Below are 18,278 nucleotides of genomic sequence, written 5' to 3'. Positions count from 1 at the left end.
GCGCCCTTTCGGGCCGATTGCACCGGCGAGGACGGCCCGCAAGGGCCGGAGGAGCGATGCGATTCGCCAAAGAAAAGACCCCGGCGCAGGCCTGCGCCGGGGTCTCTTTCGTCGGTTCGGTGATCGGCGGGGCCGATCAGTCGTCCTTGTTGCTGCCGAGAGCCGCGCCGAGGATGTCGCCCAGCGAGGCGCCGGAGGCCGACGAGCCATACTGCTCGACCGCTTCCTTTTCCTCGGCGATCTCGCGCGCCTTGATCGACAGGCCGAGGCGGCGGGTCTTGCTGTCCACGTTGGTCACGCGCACATCGACCTTGTCGCCGACCGAGAAGCGCTCGGGGCGCTGCTCGGCACGATCCCGCGACAGGTCCGAGCGACGGATGAAGGACTTCATGCCCTCATACTCGACCTCGATGCCACCGTCCTCGATCGCCGTGACGGCCACCGTGATGATCGAACCGCGCTTGGTGCCGCCGACGGCCTCGGCGAACTTGTCACCTCCCAGCGCCTTGATGGAGAGCGAGATGCGCTCCTTCTCGACGTCGGTTTCCTGCACGACCGCCTGGACCATGTCGCCCTTGCGGTAGTTCTGGATGGCGTCTTCGCCGCGCTCGTCCCAGCTCAGGTCCGACAGGTGGACCATGCCGTCGATGTCGCCGTCGAGACCGATGAACAGACCGAATTCGGTGATGTTCTTGACCTCGCCCTCGACCTCGGTGCCCGCGGGATGCGTCTCCGCGAAGACTTCCCAGGGGTTGCGCATGGTCTGCTTGAGACCCAGCGACACGCGACGCTTGGCGGCGTCGATCTCGAGGACCATGACTTCCACCTCCTGGGAGGTCGACACGATCTTGCCAGGGTGGACGTTCTTCTTGGTCCAGGACATCTCGGAGACGTGCACGAGGCCCTCGACACCCGGCTCCAGCTCGACGAAGGCACCGTAATCGGTGATGTTCGTCACGCGGCCCTGATGCACGGAGCCCAGCGGGTACTTCGCGCCCACCAGATCCCACGGATCTTCCTGCAGCTGCTTCATGCCGAGGGAGATGCGGTGCGTCTCGCGGTTGATCTTGATGACCTGCACCTTCACGGTCTCGCCGATGGCGAGGATCTCGGACGGGTGGTTCACCCGGCGCCATGCCATGTCGGTGACGTGCAGCAGGCCGTCCACACCGCCGAGGTCCACGAAGGCCCCGTATTCGGTGATGTTCTTGACCACGCCGTCGACTGCCTGGCCCTCTTCGAGGTTGGCGATGACCTCGGCGCGCTGCTCGGCCCGGCTTTCCTCGAGGATCGCGCGGCGCGACACCACGATGTTGCCGCGGCGGCGGTCCATCTTGAGGATCTGGAACGGCTGCTTGAGACCCATGAGCGGGCCTGCATCGCGCACCGGGCGCACATCGACCTGGGAGCCGGGCAGGAAGGCCACGGCACCGCCGAGATCGACGGTGAAGCCGCCTTTGACGCGGCCGAAGATCGCGCCTTCGACGCGGGCATCGTCGGCATAGGCCTTCTCGAGGCGATCCCATGCCTCTTCACGGCGCGCCATCTCGCGGGAGATGACCGCTTCGCCGCGGGCGTTCTCGGCCGAGCGCAGATAGACCTCGACCTCGTCGCCGACGGAAATGTCCGCAGGCTCGCCGGGATTCGCGAATTCCTTGAGATCGACGCGGCCTTCCATCTTGTAGCCGACATCGATGATGGCCTGGCCCGCTTCGACAGCGATCACCTTGCCTTTGACGACAGAGCCCTCATCGGGCGTGTCCATTTCGAGGCTTTCATTCAGAAGGGCCTCGAATTCCTCCATAGTAGCGTTCTGAGCCATGTGGCGTGTTGTTCCTTTACGTCGCTTTATTCCGGCCGCGCGGTTGTCTCCGCCGGTCTTTGGGTTTGGTCAGGGCTCGCAAAACAAAAGGGGCCGGACGGGTCCGACCCTGCTCGCCTTCATGTTTCGCGGCATTGGTGCCGTCTCGACACGCGCGCTTTAGCGCCATATCGGCGCCATGGCAAGCCTCGGGCGACCGCAGGGCCCCGAACGCGCAGGACCCGCCGCGTGTCTGCGGCGGGTCCCGGGCGTCTTTCCTGAGGTGCAAGACCCCCGCGGATCAGCCCGCGTTATCGAGCTGCATCTGCTGCAGGAGCTGGGCGATCACGGCATTCAGCCCCTCATCCTCTGCGGCGGCGCGGCTGATGGCCATGTATTCCTCGACCGTCAGGTCCTCGCGCTCTTCGATGGCGGTCCGCATCTCGGCATTGGCCGCCTCTATGAGCGTGCGCTGCTCCGCTTCGTCGCTGACGCCTTCGAGCTGGCCGGCATACTCGTCGCGGATCTCGGTGACGTCGAGCACGGCGGCGGCGAAGGCCTCGATCGTGGCGATCTCGAAGCCCGAGCCCTCGACCGCGCCCTCGGCCGTCTCGGTCTCGGCCTCGATGTCGGCTCCGGTCTCGGCGCCACCTTGCGCCTGCTCGGTCTCTTCGCCGGCCACGGCGCTGTCGGGCAGCGCGTCGACGGCACTCGATTGCGCGGCCAGATGGCCCGCAGGCAGGGCGGCGATCAGGGCGGCGAGTGCGGTGGCGGTGATCTTGCGGGTCGCGAACATAGTCGGTCCTTTCATGGTCTTCCACGCCCGTATCCGGGCATAACGACCGCCGCACGCTCATCGTGCCGCGGCGTTTGTGAAGACGTGGGGACCATGGCCGCCGAGGTCAAAACCCGTCGGCGAATTCTTGCGTTTCCTCAGCGTAAGGCAGGCGTGTCACGCAGCCGGCGCCTCTTACCCGTCCGCGTCGAGCGCCTTGAGCGACCGCGCGATATGTCGGTTGAGCGCGCGGTCGGTGCGCGCGGCGGCATTGATCCGCTCGAACTCGTCGAGGGTCAGCCCCTCGGCCTCGATGACGATGGCGCGCAGCTCAGCGTTGGCCTGCCGGATCAGGGCGCGGCGGGCCGCGTCGTCCTCGACCTCGAAATAGCGGGTCATCGTCTCCTTCCGCATCGCGGCCACGCGCTGCGCCACTTGCGCAAAGGTCTCGATCTTGGAGGCGCTGAAGCCCGTGCGGAAAGCCGCCTGTTCAGGTTGGATATCCTGCGCCGTGGCGGCGGACATGGTGGCCGCGAGTGCGCAGGCGGCGATGAAGGGTGTGGATCGCATACTGTCTCTCCCTTTCCCGGTTCCCGGTTTCCGGGCGCCCGGCGGTCCGGACGGGCACCCTTGCCCGAAGGGTGACAAAGACGCGGCGACGGGTAAAGGGCTGCGGCGGCTCTTCGCTCAGGCCCCGAAGACATCGCCCAGAACGGCGGCAGCCTCGGGGTCGTGCCGCGTCTTTTCGGGCACTTTCAGGCGGCCCTGCCCCTTCCAGGCGGTCGACACGCCCCGGCAATGCAGGAAGCGGAAGCCGCGGGCGGGAAAATTGTGCAGCACGCCCAGCCGTTCGAAACCGTGGATATCCCAGCTGAACCGCCCCAGTGGCCCCGAGGGATCGAGGCACCACTTGGTCGGGCAGGGTTTCGGCGGATCGTGGTGAAAGACGTGATCGGCATGGGTGAAGGGCGGCGCCTTGCCCGGCGGGGGCGTCATCCACTGGCCGCGGATCTGCAGGAATTTCAGCCGTGCCGCGCGGGTCGCCTCGAAGACGCTCTGCGGGCCCAGCACCAGCTCGTCGAGATCGCAGTTCAGAACCGCGCCCGCCCGGTCGAGCCCGCGCAGCCTGAGCGCGTTGAAAAGCGCCGTCTGCAGGTATTTCTCGGTCCGGCGGAAGGGCGGCAGGCCGATGGGCCCGTAGCGGTAGGGTGCCTCGAAGACCAGCGCGCGGACGCCCTGCCCTTCCAGCGTCGCGGCGATCTCGGCGGGCGCGTAGCGGGTGGAGCCGTTGTCGATCACCACGACCGCATCGAGCCCGTGGCGGGCGCTCGTGAAGCGCGCGTGGTCGGCCATCCAGCGCAGGTCGTTGTCCTTGTTGATGTAGAAATGCACCCGCGCGCCGTCGATGCCGGGCAGGCCCGCCGCGTGCACCGCGCTGTCGCCGGTCCAGTCGCCGATGGTCACGTCGATCCGCGCGGGCCTCGCGCGCGCGTCGAGCTCCAGCACCGCGTGACGCTTGTAGGCGCGGTGGCGCAGGAGGCGCGCGGGTGCGCCGTCGAGGCGGTACCGCGCGCCCAGCACCGCGGGTTTGAGGTTGTTGAAGGGCGGGCAGACCAGATGCACCCGGCCCCGTGCCCAGATCGCATCGTACCAGAAGGTGTCGGCGTCGAAGGCGTCGTCATATCCCTCCGGACGGTGCCTGGCCTTCAGGATCGAGCTGCGGCGCAGATGGGGCGGAAAGGCCAGCCGCGCGAATTCCATCACGAGGCCCGCACCCCGCCCCGCGCCTCGATCGCGGCGATGGCCGTGGCCACGGCCTCGTCGATGCTGAGCGTGGTGGTGTCGATCTGCACCGCGTCCTCGGCGGGCCGGAGCGGCGCGTCGGCACGGCCCATGTCGCGCTCGTCGCGGGCGCGCACGTCCTCCAGCACCCGGTCGAAATCGACGCTCTCTCCGGCGGTGACGTATTCGTCGTAGCGCCGCCGGGCACGCACTTCGGGCGAGGCGATGACGAAGAGCTTCGCCTCGGCCTCGGGGCAGATCACCGTGCCGATATCCCGCCCGTCCAGCACCGCCCCGCCGTCGCGCCGCGCGAAGGCGCGCTGAAAATCGACAAGAGCCGCGCGCACTTCGGGGATCACCGCGACCTTGGAGGCCGCGTCGCCCACGCCGGGCGTGCGCAGGCCCTCGACCTCGAGATCGGCAGCGCAGAGCGCGCGGGCGGCCTCGATCGGGGGCTCCCCGTCCAGCATTCGCCGCCCAACCGCGCGATAGAGCAGCCCGGTATCGAGATGTGCGCAGCCGAAGACGCGCGCCACTTCGCGGCTGATCGTGCCCTTGCCAGAGGCGGCGGGGCCGTCGATGGCGATGGTGAAGGCCATGTCTTTCTCCTTCCGTGCGGGGCTGTTCCGGACGCTACCGGGGGGCCAGCGCGAGGTCCGGGTCGTCGCCGGGCGCCTGGCGGGTGCCGTCGGCGATCGCGTAGTACCGCCCTTTCTCGGCGCAGAAGATGTGGCCTGCAAGCGCAAGGTCGTCCGGATGGGTATCGAGCGTGCCCGCGAAGATCGACAGGTGTCCGGCCCGGCGCCAGAACAGGTTGGAGCCGCAATCCCGGCAGAAGCCGCGCTCCGCCGCCTCGGAGGAGCGATACCAGCGCGGCGCGCCCGTGATCGTCACGCGGGCGGGATCGGCGGAGGTCGCCGCGACGTGATGGCCCGAGGTCTTGCGGCACATCCGGCAATGACAGCCGATCACCGGGCGGAGGGGGCCGCGCACGGTGTAGCGGATCGCGCCGCAGAGGCAGCTTCCGGTGGCCGTTGGCGGCGCCATCAGCGTCCGGCCTCGGCCATCCGGCGGCGCGTCGCGGCGCGGCCGGCAAGAAACAGGAGCGCGGCAAGGCCGAGCTTGACCCGTGTCACCGGCAGCAGAAGCGTCGCCGCCGCCGCCGGGTCGCCGCCGGACAGCGCCCAGAGCAAGAGGCCGTTCTCGGTCAGGTCCACGCATGTATAGACCAGCGCCAGCGCCAGCGCGGCCTTCGGCGCCGCGCGCAGCGCCAACGACACCCAGAGCGCGAAGAGCCCGATGAAGATCGGGTCGATCACCACAAGCTCGGCGCGGTAGGCCCCGCCGATCCAGCCCAGGCCGCCGATCTCGTCCACGAACCGCGCCAGCTGCTCGGGCGGGTAGCCCATGAGCGCCGATTGCGGCAGGAAGCCTCCGGTCACCGCCGGGGCGACGAAGGCGTTGTTCAGCACCACCATGAGCACGAAGACCAGAACGGCCGCCGCACCGATCCGTGTTTGCGTCGTCATGTGGCCTCGCGTTCGACGGTGGCGCCGAGGGCCGTCATCAACGGCTCGAAGATCGGGAAGGAGGTGGCGATCGGCCCGCCATCGTCGACGCGACAGCCCTTTTCGGCGGCCATGCCGAAGACAAGGAAAGACATCGCGATGCGGTGATCCAGCCGCGAGGCCACGGTCGCGCCGCCGGTGACATCGCCGAAGCCGCGGCCATGGACGCGCCACCAATCCTCGCCCTCATCGACCTCGATGCCGTTAGCGCGCAGGCCCTCGGCCATGGCGTCGATGCGGTCGCTTTCCTTCACCCGCAGCTCCTTCACGCCGGGCATGTAGGTCGCGCCCTCGGCATAGGCCGCGACGGCGGAGAGGACGGGATATTCGTCGATCATCGAAGCGGCGCGCTCGGCGGGCACCTCGATGCCCTTGAGGTCGGGCGAAAAGCGCGCGCGCAGATCGGCCACGGGCTCGCCGCCCTCCTCGCGTTCGTTCTCGTAGGTCAGGTCGGCGCCCATCTCGCGCAGCGTGGTGAAGAGGCCCGCGCGGGTCGGATTGAGGCCGATATTGGGCACCAGCACGTCGGAGCCTTCGGTGATGATCGCGGCGCAGACCGGAAAGGCCGCCGAGGACGGGTCGCGCGGCACGGCGATGGTCTGCGGGTGCAGCTCGGGCCGGCCCTGCAGGGTGATGAGGCGGCCCTGCGGCGTGTCCTCCACATCGACCTCGGCGCCGAAGCCCACGAGCATCCGCTCGGAATGATCGCGCGTCGCCTCGGCCTCGAGGACGACCGTCTCGCCCGGCGCGTTCAGCCCCGCCAGCAGCACCGCGGACTTGACCTGCGCGGAAGGAACGGGCGTCTCGTAGCGCACCGGCAGCGGGCGCTCCGCGCCGCGGATGGTCATCGGCAGCCGCCCGCCGGTGCGGCCCATCGCCTGCGCCCCGAAAAGCGCCAGCGGGTCGGTGACCCGCGCCATGGGCCGCGAATTGAGGCTGGCATCGCCGGTGAAGGTCGCCGCGATGGGCGAGGTCGCCATCGCCCCCATGATGAGCCGCACGCCGGTGCCGGAATTGCCGCAATCGATGACCTGGTCGGGCTCCATGAAGCCGCCGACGCCGACGCCGTGCACGACCCAGGTCGCGCCGTCGCGGAAGACCTCGGCCCCGAAGGCGCGCATCGCGCGGCCGGTGTCCAGAACGTCTTGCCCCTCCAGCAGGCCGGTCACCCGCGTCTCGCCCACCGACAGCGCGCCGAGGATCAGCGCGCGGTGCGAGATCGACTTGTCGCCGGGCACCTCCGCCGTGCCATTGAGGGGCCCGGATTTCCGGGCGATCATCGGGATGGCGGGGCCGTGGGCGGACATGGTCGCTCCTTCGTGACGGGTTGCACGGCGCTTTAGCAAGCGGGCCGCCCTGCGTCCATCGGCCATGCGCCGAAAAGCGGCCGGCGCGGGCGCGTTCAGCGCTTGCGGAAGGTCAGGTAATGCGGCGTGCGGCCTTCTCGCAGGGCCTTTTCCTCGTAGCGCGTCCGGGTCCAGTTGGCCCAAGGTTCGCGCCAGTCGCGGGGTCCGTCGGCCAGCCAGTCGAACCCCGCGCGGGGCACCTCGATCAGCGTCTGGCGCACATAGTCGGGGATGTCGGTGGCGACCCGGAACTCCGCGCCCGGATTCAGCGCACGGGCCAGCGGGTCCAGATGCTCGGGTGTCACGAAGCGGCGGCGGTGGTGGCGCTTTTTCGGCCAGGGATCGGGATAGAGCAGGAACGCCTTCGACAGGCTGTTCGCGGGCAGCACGTCGAAGAGGTCGCGCGCATCGCCGGGATGGATGCGGACGTTCTGCGCGGGGTTCTCGCGCAGCTTGCCGAGCAGCATGGCGACACCGTTGATATAGGGCTCGCAGCCGATAAGCCCGACCTCAGGGTTGCCCAGCGCCTGATGCACGAGGTGCTCGCCGCCGCCGAAGCCCACTTCCAGCCAGACGGGCTTGCCGCCGAAAAGCGCCTCGAGATCGAGGGCTGCGCGGTCGGGGTTCACGTCCCAGCCCACCTTTCCGGGGCTGTAGGCGGCCAGATCCTCGTCGAGATAGGCCTCCTGCGACTTGCGCAGGCCCTTGCCCTTGAAGCGGCCGTAAAAATTGCGCCAGGGGGCGCCGGAGGGATGTCGTTCGCTCATGGCCGCGGCAGATAGCGAAGCGCGCGGGGGCCTGCAACGCCCGGATGGCCGGGAGCGCGAAGGCTGCCGGCTCAGATCGCCAGGACCAGCGCGAGGATCGAGGCGCAGAGCACGGCGATGCCCGCAAGCTCCCGCAGTGTGGCGCGTTCGCGGAACACGAGCACCGAGACGGCGAGCGAGAAGATGAGCTCCACCTGCCCCACGGCGAAGACATAGGCCGCGTTCTGCAGCGAGAAGGCCGCGAACCACCCGAAAGAGCCGCCGACGGAGGTCAGCCCGAGCCAGATGCCCTTGGGCCACCAGCGCGCCACCGCCGTCAGCGTGCCCGGCGCTCGGACGCGCAGCCAGAGGCCCAGCGCAAGCGTCTGCATCAGCGTGACCGGCGCCAGCGCGAAGATCGCCCGGCTGACCGGATCCTCGGCGCCCACCGCCAGCGCCGCCCCGCGATAGCCCACGCCCGAGAGCCCGAAGAACAACCCCGAGGCGAGGCCCAGAAGCGCCACCCGAAGCCCGATCCGCTGCCACCAGCGCCCCGCAAGGCCGGGCGTGTCTGACAGAAGCAGCACGCCGATCAGCCCGATGACCATCGCGCCGAGGCCCGCCGCGCTGACCGTCTCGCCGAGGATCAGCCAGCCCACCAGCGCGGTCTGCAGCACCTCGGTCTTCTTCAGGGTGATGCCCACAGCGAAGCTGCGATGGGCGAACATGGCGACGACGCAGATCGTGGCGAGGATCTGCGCCAGCGCACCGAGCGGGGCGTAAAGCCAGAAGACCGGGTCGAGCCCGGCGGGCAGGCCCGCCACTCCCGCCCAGAGTGTCGCCGCCGCCCAGGCAAACGGCATCGCATAGGCGAACCGGGCAAAGCTCGAGGCGGTCGCGCTCAGGCCGCCGAGGCTCATCACCTTCTGCAGCATGAAGCGCACCGTCTGGAAGGCGGCGGCCAGAAGGGTGAAGAGGATCCAGGGCTCCATCGCCGCAACCGCCTCGAAGACGCCCGGTCCGGGCGGATGAGAGAGACCCCGTCAGAACGGGAAGGGATGCGCCCTGTGCACGGCGTCGAGTGCGGCGAGGCATTCCTCGGACAGCGTCACGTCGATGGCGTCCAGCGCGTGATCGAGCTGCGCCAGCGTCGTCGCCCCGAAGATCGACGAGGTGACGAAAGGCCGCCGCGCGGACCAGGCGAAGGCCATCTGCGCCGGGTCATGGCCGAAATCGCGCGCCACCTGCAGATAGGCCGCCGCCGCCACGAAGGCCCGGTCGGTCTTGCGTCCGCCCAGCCCGCCATCGCCGCCGAAGGCGATGTCGACCGCCATTCGGCTGCCCTCGGGCACAGAACCGTCCTGGTACTTGCCCGACAGAAGGCCTGCGGCCAGCGGCGAATAGGGCAGAAAGCCCACCTCCTCGTGCAGCAGCACCTCGGCCAGATCGGTATCGGCCATGCGGTACATCAGCGAATACTCGTTCTGCACGCTCTCCATGCGCGGCAGGCCCTCGGCCTCGGCGAGGCGGTTCCAGGCCATCGTGCCCCAGGCGCTTTCGTTCGACAGGCCCATGGCGCGGATGGTGCCGCGGTCGACCTCGCGCGCGGCCCAGCCCAGGCAATCGGCCATGTGCTGGCGGGTCTCGGCGGTGTCCTGCGTCTCGGGCGCAAAGCCCCATTGCTGGCGAAACGCGTAGGAGCCGCGATTGGGCCAGTGCAGCTGATAAAGGTCGATCACGTCGGTCTGCAGGCGGCGCAGCGAGGCCTCCAGAGCCTCGGTCATCGTGGCGGGACTGATCGGCGCGCCGTCCCGCACCGCCTCGAGGCCCGCGCCCGACACCTTGGTCGCGAGGATCCATTCGTGCCGCTTGCCGGATTTCGCGAACCAGTTGCCGAGGATCTCCTCGGTGCGGCCCACCGTCTCGGCGCGCACGGGGTTCACCGGATACATCTCGGCGGCATCCATGAAATTGATCCCCGCCGCCGCGGCATGCTCGATCTGCGCGTGTGCGGTTTTCTCGTCGGTCTGGTTGCCGAAGGTCATGGTGCCGAGGCAGAATTCGGTGACTTCGAGGCCAGACCGGCCGAGGGGGTTCTTCGTCAAGGACATGGGAAGGCTCCTTCGTTTCGCGCCTTCCTAAAGCCTCGGGTCAGACCCGCAAGCCCTGACCGACATCGGCGGGCGCCACCGCCACCGATTTCATCACCGCGAAACAGGCGCGCCCCTCGATGAGACCCAGCCGGTCGGCGCTGCGCCGGGTGACGCGGGCGAGTATCGTATCCTGCCCGATGCTCAGCTGCGCGATCATCCCTGGCCCCTCGCCCGGACGCAGCGCGGTGACCGTCGCGGGCAGGATGTTCAGCGCCGAGATCTGCGTGGGCCGTTCGGTCGCGATCATCACGTCCTGCGCGAGGATGCGCACCCTGAGCCGCGTGCCGGGCTCGGCGGCGATCCGCGGCAGCCAGAGCGTCCCGCCCGAGACCGCAAGCTCCGTCAGCCCGTCCGCGCCATGCCCCGCGACCCGCGCGGGCAGCACCGCGCCGGCCTCGCGCAGGCCCATCACCGGCACGAGGTCGGGATCGGAAAGAAGCGCCTCGGCGGGCCCCGCCTTCATCACGCGGCCCCGGTCGAGCACAACGAGATGGGTGGCCAGCCGCGCCACCTCCGACAGGTTGTGGCTGACATAGAGGATGGGCAGGCCGGTCCCGGCGCGCAGCTTTTCGAGATAGGGCAGGATCTCGGCCTTGCGGGGGGCGTCGAGGGAGGCCAGCGGCTCGTCCATCAGCAGCATGCGGGGCTCGGACAGCAGCGCGCGTCCGATCGCGACGCGCTGCGCCTCGCCGCCCGACAGCGCGCCGGGCCGCCGTCCGAGCAGCCCCTCGAGCCCCAGAAGCGCCACGATCCGGTCCATCTCGCCCGGGCCGGCGAGCCCGCGCGCGCGCCGCCCGTAAAGCAGGTTCTGGCGGATATCGAGATGCGGAAAGAGACGGCTGTCCTGGAAGACGTAGCCGAGCCGCCGGCGATGCACCGGCACCGACCGGCCCGCCGCACCGTCGAAGAGGACCTCGCCGTCCAGCGCGATCCGCCCCGCATCGGGCCGCATCAGCCCGGCCACCGCATTGACGACCGACGTCTTGCCCGACCCCGACCGCCCGAACAGCACCGTGACGCCGCCCGGCGCCTCGAAGCCCATGTCGAGGGCGAAATCCCCCAGCCGCTTGCGGATCGCCACCGAGAGCGTCATCGCCCCGCCACCCGCCGCGCCGCGCGCCGCGCCAGCACCTCGGACAAGGCCAGCGCGCCCATTGCGATGGCGATGGAGATCAGCACCAGCGTCATCGCGGCATCCTCGCCTCCCGGCACCTGCAGGAAGGCATAGATGGCCGAGGGCAGCGTCTGGGTCTCGCCGGGAATGTTGGCCACGAAGGTGATCGTCGCGCCGAACTCACCCATCGCCTTGGCGAAGGACAGGACCGCCCCCGCGATCACCCCGGGCAGGATGAGCGGCAGCGTGACGGTCAGAAAGACCCGCAGGCTGGACGCGCCGAGCGTCGCCGCGGCGGCCTCGAGCCCCGGATCGACCGCCTCCAGCGCCAGCCGGATCGCGCGCACCAGAAGCGGAAAGGCCATGATCGCCGCCGCCAGCGCCGCCCCGGTCCAGCGAAAGGCCAGCGTGATCCCGAAAAGCTCGTAGAGCGCCGACCCCAGCGGCCCTTGTCGTCCGAAGCCCAGCAGCAGCAGGTAACCGGTGACCACCGGCGGCAGGATCAGCGGCAGATGCACGAGCCCGTTCAGAAGACCGCGCCCCGGAAACCGCACCCGCGCCAGCAGGTAGGCCACCGCCACCCCGAAGGGCAGCGCCGCGAGCGTCGCCCAGAACGCCACCTTCAGCGACAGGCGCACCGCCTGCCACGCCTCGGGCCCCAGCGTCTGAGCGAGCGTTTCCATATCCCCGGACTACCTCACCCCTGCGGCGCCGCAAAGCCATGCGCGTCGAAGATCGCCCGCGCCTCGGGGCCCTGCAGCCAGTCGAGGAAGGCGGCGGCGGCCTCGGGCGCGGGCGCGTCGCGCAGGATCGCCGCGGGGTATCGGATCGGCGGATGGGCTGTGTCGGGGATCTCCGCCACGACCCGCACCCGCGGCTCTGCGGCGGCGTCGCTGGCATAGACGACGCCCAGCGGCGCCTCGCCCAGCGCCACCAGCGCAAGTGCCGCGCGCACATTGTCCGCCTCGACCCGGCGGGGGGCCAGCGCCTCCCAGAGTCCCAGCGTCTCGAAGGCGGCGCGGGTATAAAGCCCCGCGGGCACCGCATCGCTCAGCGCCATCGCGATCCGGCCCTCGGGTCCGAGCGCCTCGAGAAGCGCATCCGCCTTCAGCGTGACCGATGCGGCCCCGGCCTGCCGGGGCGCGATCAGCACCAGCCGGTTGCCCAGAAGCGTCACGCGGGTCTCCGTGCGCACATGGCCGCGCGCCGCGAGCCAGTCCATCCAGTCGGGATTGGCCGACAGGAACAGATCCGCCGGCGCGCCGCGGTCGATCTGCCGGGCCAGCAGCGACGAGCCCGCGGGCGCGATGCGCAGCGCGTGGCCCTGCGCCGCTTCGAACGCCGCCGCCGCCTCTTCCAATGCTCCCCGCGTGGAGGCCGCGGCAAAGACCGTGATCTCGGCGGCGCATGCGGATCGCGCGGTGCCCGAAAGCCCGGCGAGAGAGAGCAGAAAAACGATCACGATCAGGCGCATGGGGCGTCGGGGTCCTTTCGGGCCTCAGAGGTGGCACGGCGCCGCCCGTCCCACAAGCCCGCTTTGGTCGCAGCGCGCCGGTCCCGCGCGCCCGGACCGCATCGTCACAGGCTTGAGGACATAACGCGAACATTCTATATTTGGCGCATGACCGACACGCTGCTCAGACGCGCGCCCGCCAAGGTGCCCCCCGCCATCGCGCTGACCCCCGATATCGCCCTGCGCGAAGGCCGCGTGCACGAGATCTGCGGCGGGTCGCGGGTGCATTTCGCGCTGGCGCTTGCGGGGCGGACGGACGGCCCGGTGCTCTGGATCGGTCCGCCCGGCGGATCGGGGCTCAATCCCTGCGGCCTGCACGGGCTCTGCGATCCCGCGCGGCTTTTGTTCGTCGCCGCCCCGCGCGAGATCGACCGCCTCTGGGCGCTGGAGGAGACGCTGCGCGCGGGCGCGGTGGCGCTGGCCGTGGCCGATCTGACCGAGGCGCCGGGCCTGACCCCGGTCCGGCGGCTGCAACTGGCCGCGGAGGCGGGCAGCACGCGCGAGGCCCGGCCCACGGGGCTCATCCTGACCCCGGGCGCGGGCGGCGCCGCGGGGATCGAAAGCCGCTGGCACAGCATGCCGGACCACGGCCCGGGCCGTCAGCGCTGGCAGGTGGCCCGCCCCCGCGCCCGCATGGCGCCGCCCGCCGCCTGGACGCTGACGCGAACGGACGGGCAGTACCGCAGCGATCCGGCGCCCGCCTGACCGCGCCCCGACCCCGCCCGACCGGCCGCCCGCCGCGCCTGGCCCGGGCGGCGCGCCTTGTTTGCCGCGCCGGACCCCGCAGCCGGCCACCCCGCGCGCCCACGGGGACGCATGCGCTGCCCCACCCCTTCACCTTTCCGGCATGTCGCCCGGGGTGAATTGGCCGCGCCCCGCGCGGCCAAGAGGGGCAGCGCCCCTGACCCGCGCGATGATCGGCACGATCAGCGCGCCAGACCTGCGCGGGCGGCACGCCCGCCCGACCGGATCCGATGCGGCCACTGGCCCCCGGGCAGGCGATGGTCTAAACGGCCCGAAACGCCCCGCATCCCAGACCCGAGGCATCCGCCATGGCCCGACATCTCATCACCTCCGCGATCCCGTATATCAACGGGATCAAGCATCTCGGCAATCTCGTGGGCAGCCAGCTGCCCGCCGATCTCTTCGCCCGTTACCAGCGCGCGCGCGGCCACGAGGTGCTGTTTCTCTGCGCCACCGACGAGCACGGCACCCCCGCCGAGCTTGCCGCGAAGAAGGCCGGCCAGCCGGTCGCGGAATATTGCGCCGAGATGCACGAGACCCAGGCCCGCATCGCCGAGGGCTTCCGCCTCTCCTTCGACCATTTCGGCCGCTCCTCCTCGCCGCAGAACCACGCGCTGACGCAGCATTTCGCGGGCGTGCTCGCGGATCGGGGCCTGATCCGCGAGGTCTCCGAGACGCAGATGTATTCGACCACCGACGGGCGCTACCTGCCCGACCGCTATATCGAGGGCACCTGCCCCAATTGCGGCTTCGAGGATGCGCGCGGCGATCAATGCGACAATTGCACCAAGCAGCTCGATCCGGTCGATCTGATCGATCCCCGCTCGGTGATCTCGGGGGCGACCGATCTCGAAATGCGCGAGACCAAGCATCTCTACCTGCGCCAATCGACCATGAAGGACGAGCTCGAGGCCTGGATCGACAGCAAGACCGACTGGCCGGTGCTGACCACCTCCATCGCCAAGAAATGGCTCAATGACGGCGACGGGCTGCAGGATCGGGGCATCACCCGCGATCTCGACTGGGGCATCCCGGTGAAGCGCGGCGATCAGGACTGGCCCGGCATGGAGGGCAAGGTCTTCTATGTCTGGTTCGACGCGCCCATCGAATACATCGCCTCGGCGCAGGAATGGGTCGATGCGGGCAAGGGCCGGGATTGGGAACGCTGGTGGCGCACCGACAAGGGTGCGGACGACGTGCGCTACACCCAGTTCATGGGCAAGGACAACGTGCCCTTTCACACGCTCTCCTTCCCCGCCACGATCCTCGGCAGCGAGGAGCCGTGGAAGCTCGTCGATTACATCAAGAGCTTCAACTACCTCAATTACGAGGGCGGCCAGTTCTCCACCTCGCGCGGTCGCGGCGTCTTTATGGACCAGGCGCTCGAGATCCTGCCCGCGGATTACTGGCGCTGGTGGCTCCTGAGCCATGCCCCCGAGTCGTCGGATGCGGAATTCACTTGGGAAAATTTCCAGTCCTCGGTGAACAAGGATCTCGCGGACGTGCTGGGCAATTTCGCCAGCCGCGTCACCAAGTTCTGCCGCTCGAAGTTCGGCGAGACGGTGCCCGAAGGCGGTGCCTGGGGCGAGCGCGAGACCGCGCTCGTGGCGGCGCTGCAGGACAAGCTCGGCGACTACACGCGCCAGATGGAGGCGATGGAGGTCCGCAAATCCGCCGCCACGCTGCGGGCGATCTGGGTGCTCGGCAACGAATACCTGCAGGACGCGGCGCCGTGGTCGACCTTCAAGGAGGACCCCGAGACCGCGGCAATGCAGATCCGGCTGGGGCTGAACCTGATCCGCTTCTACGCCGTACTGTCGGCCCCCTTCATCCCCGACGCGGCGGCGCAGTTGCTGGAAGCGATGGGCGATGCCGACGCGGCCTGGCCCGACGATGTGGATGCGGCGCTTCAGGCCCTGCCCGCGGGTCATGCCTTCACCGTTCCCGACGTGACCTTCCGCAAGATCACCGATGCCGAGCGCGAGGAATGGCAGGCGCGGTTCTCGGGCAAGCGGGCGTAACGCGCCCCGGGGCCACCGCGGGGTGGGTTTTCACCCCGCCTACTGTGTCGCGCGGGCCTGTAGGGTGGGTGAAAACCCACTATTCCCCATCCCGAAACGAAAAAGGCCGGGCACCTGGCCCGGCCTCTTCGCGTCGGTCAGGCGTCGCTTACGCCGCCTTGATGTCCACGAGTTCGATGGCAAAGTTCAGGTCCTTGCCCGCGAGCGGATGGTTGGCGTCGAGCGTCACTTCGGCCTCGGTCACCTCGGCGACCATGACCGGCATCACCTGGCCCGTCGGGGTCTGCACCTGCAGCTGCGTGCCGACCTCGAGCGGGATATCCGCCGGGATTTGCTCGCGCGGGACGGTCTGCATGGCTTCGTCCTGACGCTGGCCGTAGGCCTCGTCCGCGGGGATCTCGACGGTTTTCTTGTCGCCGACGCTCATGCCCGGCAGCGCCTTGTCGAGGCCGGGAATGATCTGGCCGGAGCCGACCGTGAATTCGAGCGGATCGCGCCCGTCGCTCGAATCGAAGGTCGAGCCATCGTTCAGCGTGCCGGTATAATGAATCGCCACTGTGTCGCCGGTTTTCACCTCGGTCATGAAATATCCAATCTGTCTGGGATGGGTTGATGCGAGGCCGCGTCGCGCGCGGGTGCTCGTTGCTCTGCCGCTATGTACGCATTCCGGGGTGAAATTGCAAAGGGATGGGCCTTTTTGCGTAAATTTGCGCGAAACCTCTTCAAAAATCGCCCGTTTGCCATCATTTGAGGCCAAACCCGGCGCAACGGCACTGTGTCCCGCCGGTCATCACAGCGCGCTCACGGGTCCGTCAGCGCTTGCGCGACTCGCGTGCGCCCGAACAATTGCGATTCTGCTCGTTTCGAAAGGTCTGCCATGTTTTCTCGTCGTACATTTCTCGCCGCCTCCGCGGCGACGCTCGCCACGCCCGCCATTGCCCGGGCACAGGGGTTCCGCCTCGACCCGATCTACACGCCGCAAACGGTGCGGGTGAAAGACACGCTCGCGCCGCAACAGATCATCGTGCTGCCGCGCGCGCATTTCCTCTATTTCGTCGAGGCCCCGGGCCAGGCGCGCCGCTACGGGGTGGGCGTCGGCAAGGCCGGGCTCGAATTCTCCGGCGAGGCCGTGATCCAGGTGAAGAAGGAATGGCCCACCTGGCGCCCGACCAACGAGATGATCGAACGCGAACCCGACACCTATGCCAAGTTCAAGGACAACGAATACGTCCAGCCCGGCGGGCCGGGGAACCCGTTGGGAGCGCGCGCGCTTTACCTTTTCCAGAACGGGCGCGACACGTTCTACCGTATCCACGGCACGACGCAGCCATCCTCCATCGGGCGGTCGGTGTCCAATGGCTGCATCCGGATGATCAACGATCATGTCATCGATCTCTACAACCGCGTGCCGACGGGAACCAAGGTCACCGTTGCCTGATCCGGGCGCCGCACGGCGCTTCGACCTGATCGTCCTGGGCGCGGGCCCGGCGGGCAGCGCCGCCGCGGCCCGCGCCGCGCGTGCGGGTCTGTCGGTGGCGCTGGTGGACAAGGCGGACTTCCCGCGTCCCAAGCTCTGCGGTGGCGGCTTCACCGGGCGGGCCATGTCGGCCTTCCGCGCCGCTTTCGGGCAGGACGCGCCCGCCGCCCCCTATCTGACCGCGACCTCCGTCTCCTTCGGGGCGTTCGGGCGCGAAATCGGGCGCTATGACGGCGTGCCGCCGCTTTACATGACCATGCGCGAAACGCTCGACGCGGCGCTGTTCGAGGCCGCGGTCGGCGCGGGCGCCGTGCCCTTCACCGGCACCCTTCCGCGGGATATCGACGTGGCCGCGCCTGCGGTCAGCGTCGGCGGCACGCGGTTGTCGGCGGCGGTGATGATCGGCGCGGACGGCGTCTCGAGCGCGGTGGCGCGCGCCCTTTACGGGCGGCCCTTCGATCCCGGCAAGATCGGCTTCGCGCTGGAGGCGGAATTCCCGCCCGGCACGGAAGAGGAGGCGGACCCGGTCGTGCGGATCGATTTCGGCGCCGCCGATTGGGGCTATGGCTGGGTCTTTCCCAAGACCTGCGGCACCACAATCGGCGTCGGCGGCGTGCATGCGCGCAATCCCGACATGAAGGCGAAGATGGCGGCCTATCTCGCGGGGCTGGGGTGTGGCGAGGCGCCCCGCATCAGGGGGCAATACCTGCCCTTCGGCGCGCCGCGCGCCGTGCCCGGGCAGGATTGCGTCCTGCTTGCGGGCGATGCTGCCGGGCTGGTCGATCCGATCACCGGCGAGGGCCTTGCCTATGCGCTGATCTCAGGTCGGCTCGCGGCGGAGGCCACGATGGCGGCCCTTGCGGAGGGCGCGCCGGACCGCGCGCTCGGGCATTACCGGACCGCGCTGCGCCCCACCTATCGCGCAATGCGCCATGCGCGGATGATCCGCCCGCTGCTGTTCCAGCCGCGCCTGCGCGACGGCTTCATCGCGAGCTTCCGGCGGTCCGAGACGCTGAAGCACGATTACCTGCGGATGCTGGCCGGTGAGACAGAATATGCCGATATCTCCCGTAAGTTGATTGCCCGCTTGCCGCGTCACCTATGGCGTGCGATCACGGTGTCACGCAGCGCAGGGCAAGAGATCGCCCCACGCCTGCCCTGATTTGGCCCGATTTCGTACCATTACTGGCCGGGCAAGGCGCGAGCCTGCAGCACGAGACACCGGAAAGGGCGATTCA

The 18,278-nt window shown here is 69.4% G+C and carries 19 protein-coding genes; 4 read left to right on the top strand and 15 right to left on the bottom strand.

What is annotated here, in order from left to right; all coding sequences use genetic code 11:
- Window positions 1–136 precede the first annotated feature (136 nt).
- From rpsA to modA, 14 genes are all read right to left on the bottom strand, one after another.
- Entirely contained in the window at window positions 137–1,822 is a 1,686-nt protein-coding gene (rpsA, locus tag BW990_RS05775; RefSeq protein ID WP_076445889.1) for a 30S ribosomal protein S1, read from the bottom strand.
- Between the two features lie 280 nt (window positions 1,823–2,102).
- Window positions 2,103–2,597 (bottom strand): DUF4168 domain-containing protein, encoded by a 495-nt coding sequence (locus tag BW990_RS05770; RefSeq protein ID WP_076445887.1) that lies wholly within the window; start codon window positions 2,595–2,597, stop codon window positions 2,103–2,105.
- Window positions 2,598–2,771: 174 nt separating this feature from the next.
- On the bottom strand, window positions 2,772–3,146 hold the full coding sequence (locus BW990_RS05765) for a DUF4168 domain-containing protein (protein ID WP_076445886.1): 375 nt from the start codon (window positions 3,144–3,146) through the stop codon (window positions 2,772–2,774).
- 117 nt (window positions 3,147–3,263) lie between these two features.
- Window positions 3,264–4,340 carry a hypothetical protein gene (locus tag BW990_RS05760; RefSeq protein ID WP_143526087.1) on the bottom strand — a complete coding sequence of 359 codons (1,077 nt, stop codon included), beginning with the start codon at window positions 4,338–4,340 and terminating at the stop codon, window positions 3,264–3,266.
- The gene (locus BW990_RS05755; RefSeq protein ID WP_076445883.1) at window positions 4,337–4,957 is read right to left on the bottom strand and encodes a (d)CMP kinase; all 621 of its coding nucleotides are present in this window, start codon (window positions 4,955–4,957) and stop codon (window positions 4,337–4,339) included. Before BW990_RS05755 ends, BW990_RS05760 begins: the two co-directional genes overlap by 4 nt.
- Window positions 4,958–4,991: 34 nt before the next feature.
- The gene (locus tag BW990_RS05750) at window positions 4,992–5,405 is read right to left on the bottom strand and encodes a GFA family protein (RefSeq protein ID WP_076445881.1); all 414 of its coding nucleotides are present in this window, start codon (window positions 5,403–5,405) and stop codon (window positions 4,992–4,994) included.
- The gene (locus tag BW990_RS05745) at window positions 5,405–5,887 is read right to left on the bottom strand and encodes a hypothetical protein (protein ID WP_076445879.1); all 483 of its coding nucleotides are present in this window, start codon (window positions 5,885–5,887) and stop codon (window positions 5,405–5,407) included. Before BW990_RS05745 ends, BW990_RS05750 begins: the two co-directional genes overlap by 1 nt.
- The gene (gene aroA / locus BW990_RS05740; RefSeq protein ID WP_076445877.1) at window positions 5,884–7,233 is read right to left on the bottom strand and encodes a 3-phosphoshikimate 1-carboxyvinyltransferase; all 1,350 of its coding nucleotides are present in this window, start codon (window positions 7,231–7,233) and stop codon (window positions 5,884–5,886) included. The genes BW990_RS05745 and aroA overlap by 4 nt, the downstream gene beginning before the upstream one ends.
- Before the next feature lie 95 nt (window positions 7,234–7,328).
- Window positions 7,329–8,039, bottom strand: a complete 711-nt coding sequence (gene trmB / locus BW990_RS05735; protein WP_083950487.1) for a tRNA (guanine(46)-N(7))-methyltransferase TrmB — start codon at window positions 8,037–8,039, stop codon at window positions 7,329–7,331.
- Between the two features lie 71 nt (window positions 8,040–8,110).
- On the bottom strand, window positions 8,111–9,010 hold the full coding sequence (locus BW990_RS05730) for a DMT family transporter (protein WP_076445875.1): 900 nt from the start codon (window positions 9,008–9,010) through the stop codon (window positions 8,111–8,113).
- Between the two features lie 51 nt (window positions 9,011–9,061).
- Window positions 9,062–10,123, bottom strand: coding sequence for an aldo/keto reductase (locus BW990_RS05725; protein WP_076446372.1), 1,062 nt, complete (start codon window positions 10,121–10,123; stop codon window positions 9,062–9,064).
- Window positions 10,124–10,169: 46 nt separating this feature from the next.
- Window positions 10,170–11,264, bottom strand: a complete 1,095-nt coding sequence (modC, locus tag BW990_RS05720; protein WP_076445873.1) for a molybdenum ABC transporter ATP-binding protein — start codon at window positions 11,262–11,264, stop codon at window positions 10,170–10,172.
- Window positions 11,261–11,968: a molybdate ABC transporter permease subunit gene (gene modB, locus BW990_RS05715; RefSeq protein WP_076445871.1), complete on the bottom strand. Its 708-nt coding sequence runs from the start codon at window positions 11,966–11,968 to the stop codon at window positions 11,261–11,263. The genes modC and modB overlap by 4 nt, the downstream gene beginning before the upstream one ends.
- Before the next feature lie 14 nt (window positions 11,969–11,982).
- The gene (gene modA / locus BW990_RS05710; protein ID WP_076445869.1) at window positions 11,983–12,759 is read right to left on the bottom strand and encodes a molybdate ABC transporter substrate-binding protein; all 777 of its coding nucleotides are present in this window, start codon (window positions 12,757–12,759) and stop codon (window positions 11,983–11,985) included.
- A 147-nt stretch (window positions 12,760–12,906) separates the two neighbouring features.
- On the opposite strand from modA, the gene BW990_RS05705 reads away from it, so the two are divergent.
- Both BW990_RS05705 and metG read left to right on the top strand, forming a co-directional pair.
- Entirely contained in the window at window positions 12,907–13,503 is a 597-nt protein-coding gene (locus BW990_RS05705) for an ImuA family protein (protein ID WP_076445867.1), read from the top strand.
- Window positions 13,504–13,850: 347 nt separating this feature from the next.
- Window positions 13,851–15,563, top strand: coding sequence for a methionine--tRNA ligase (gene metG, locus BW990_RS05700; protein WP_076445864.1), 1,713 nt, complete (start codon window positions 13,851–13,853; stop codon window positions 15,561–15,563).
- Window positions 15,564–15,711: 148 nt separating this feature from the next.
- Here the strand turns inward: metG and BW990_RS05695 are convergent, their stop codons facing one another.
- On the bottom strand, window positions 15,712–16,146 hold the full coding sequence (locus tag BW990_RS05695) for an FKBP-type peptidyl-prolyl cis-trans isomerase (RefSeq protein WP_076445863.1): 435 nt from the start codon (window positions 16,144–16,146) through the stop codon (window positions 15,712–15,714).
- Window positions 16,147–16,440: 294 nt separating this feature from the next.
- Here BW990_RS05695 and BW990_RS05690 point away from each other — a divergent pair, with 294 nt between their 5' ends.
- Window positions 16,441–17,001 carry a L,D-transpeptidase gene (locus tag BW990_RS05690; RefSeq protein WP_076445861.1) on the top strand — a complete coding sequence of 187 codons (561 nt, stop codon included), beginning with the start codon at window positions 16,441–16,443 and terminating at the stop codon, window positions 16,999–17,001.
- Entirely contained in the window at window positions 16,994–18,202 is a 1,209-nt protein-coding gene (locus BW990_RS05685) for a geranylgeranyl reductase family protein (RefSeq protein ID WP_234990169.1), read from the top strand. Before BW990_RS05690 ends, BW990_RS05685 begins: the two co-directional genes overlap by 8 nt.
- The last annotated feature ends 76 nt before the right edge of the window (window positions 18,203–18,278 follow it).

This window comes from Roseivivax lentus (assembly GCF_900156805.1).
Taxonomy (GTDB): Bacteria; Pseudomonadota; Alphaproteobacteria; order Rhodobacterales; family Rhodobacteraceae; genus Roseivivax; species Roseivivax lentus.
Note: the sequence above shows the minus strand (reverse complement) of the source record. Positions and strands in the feature narration are given on the sequence as shown.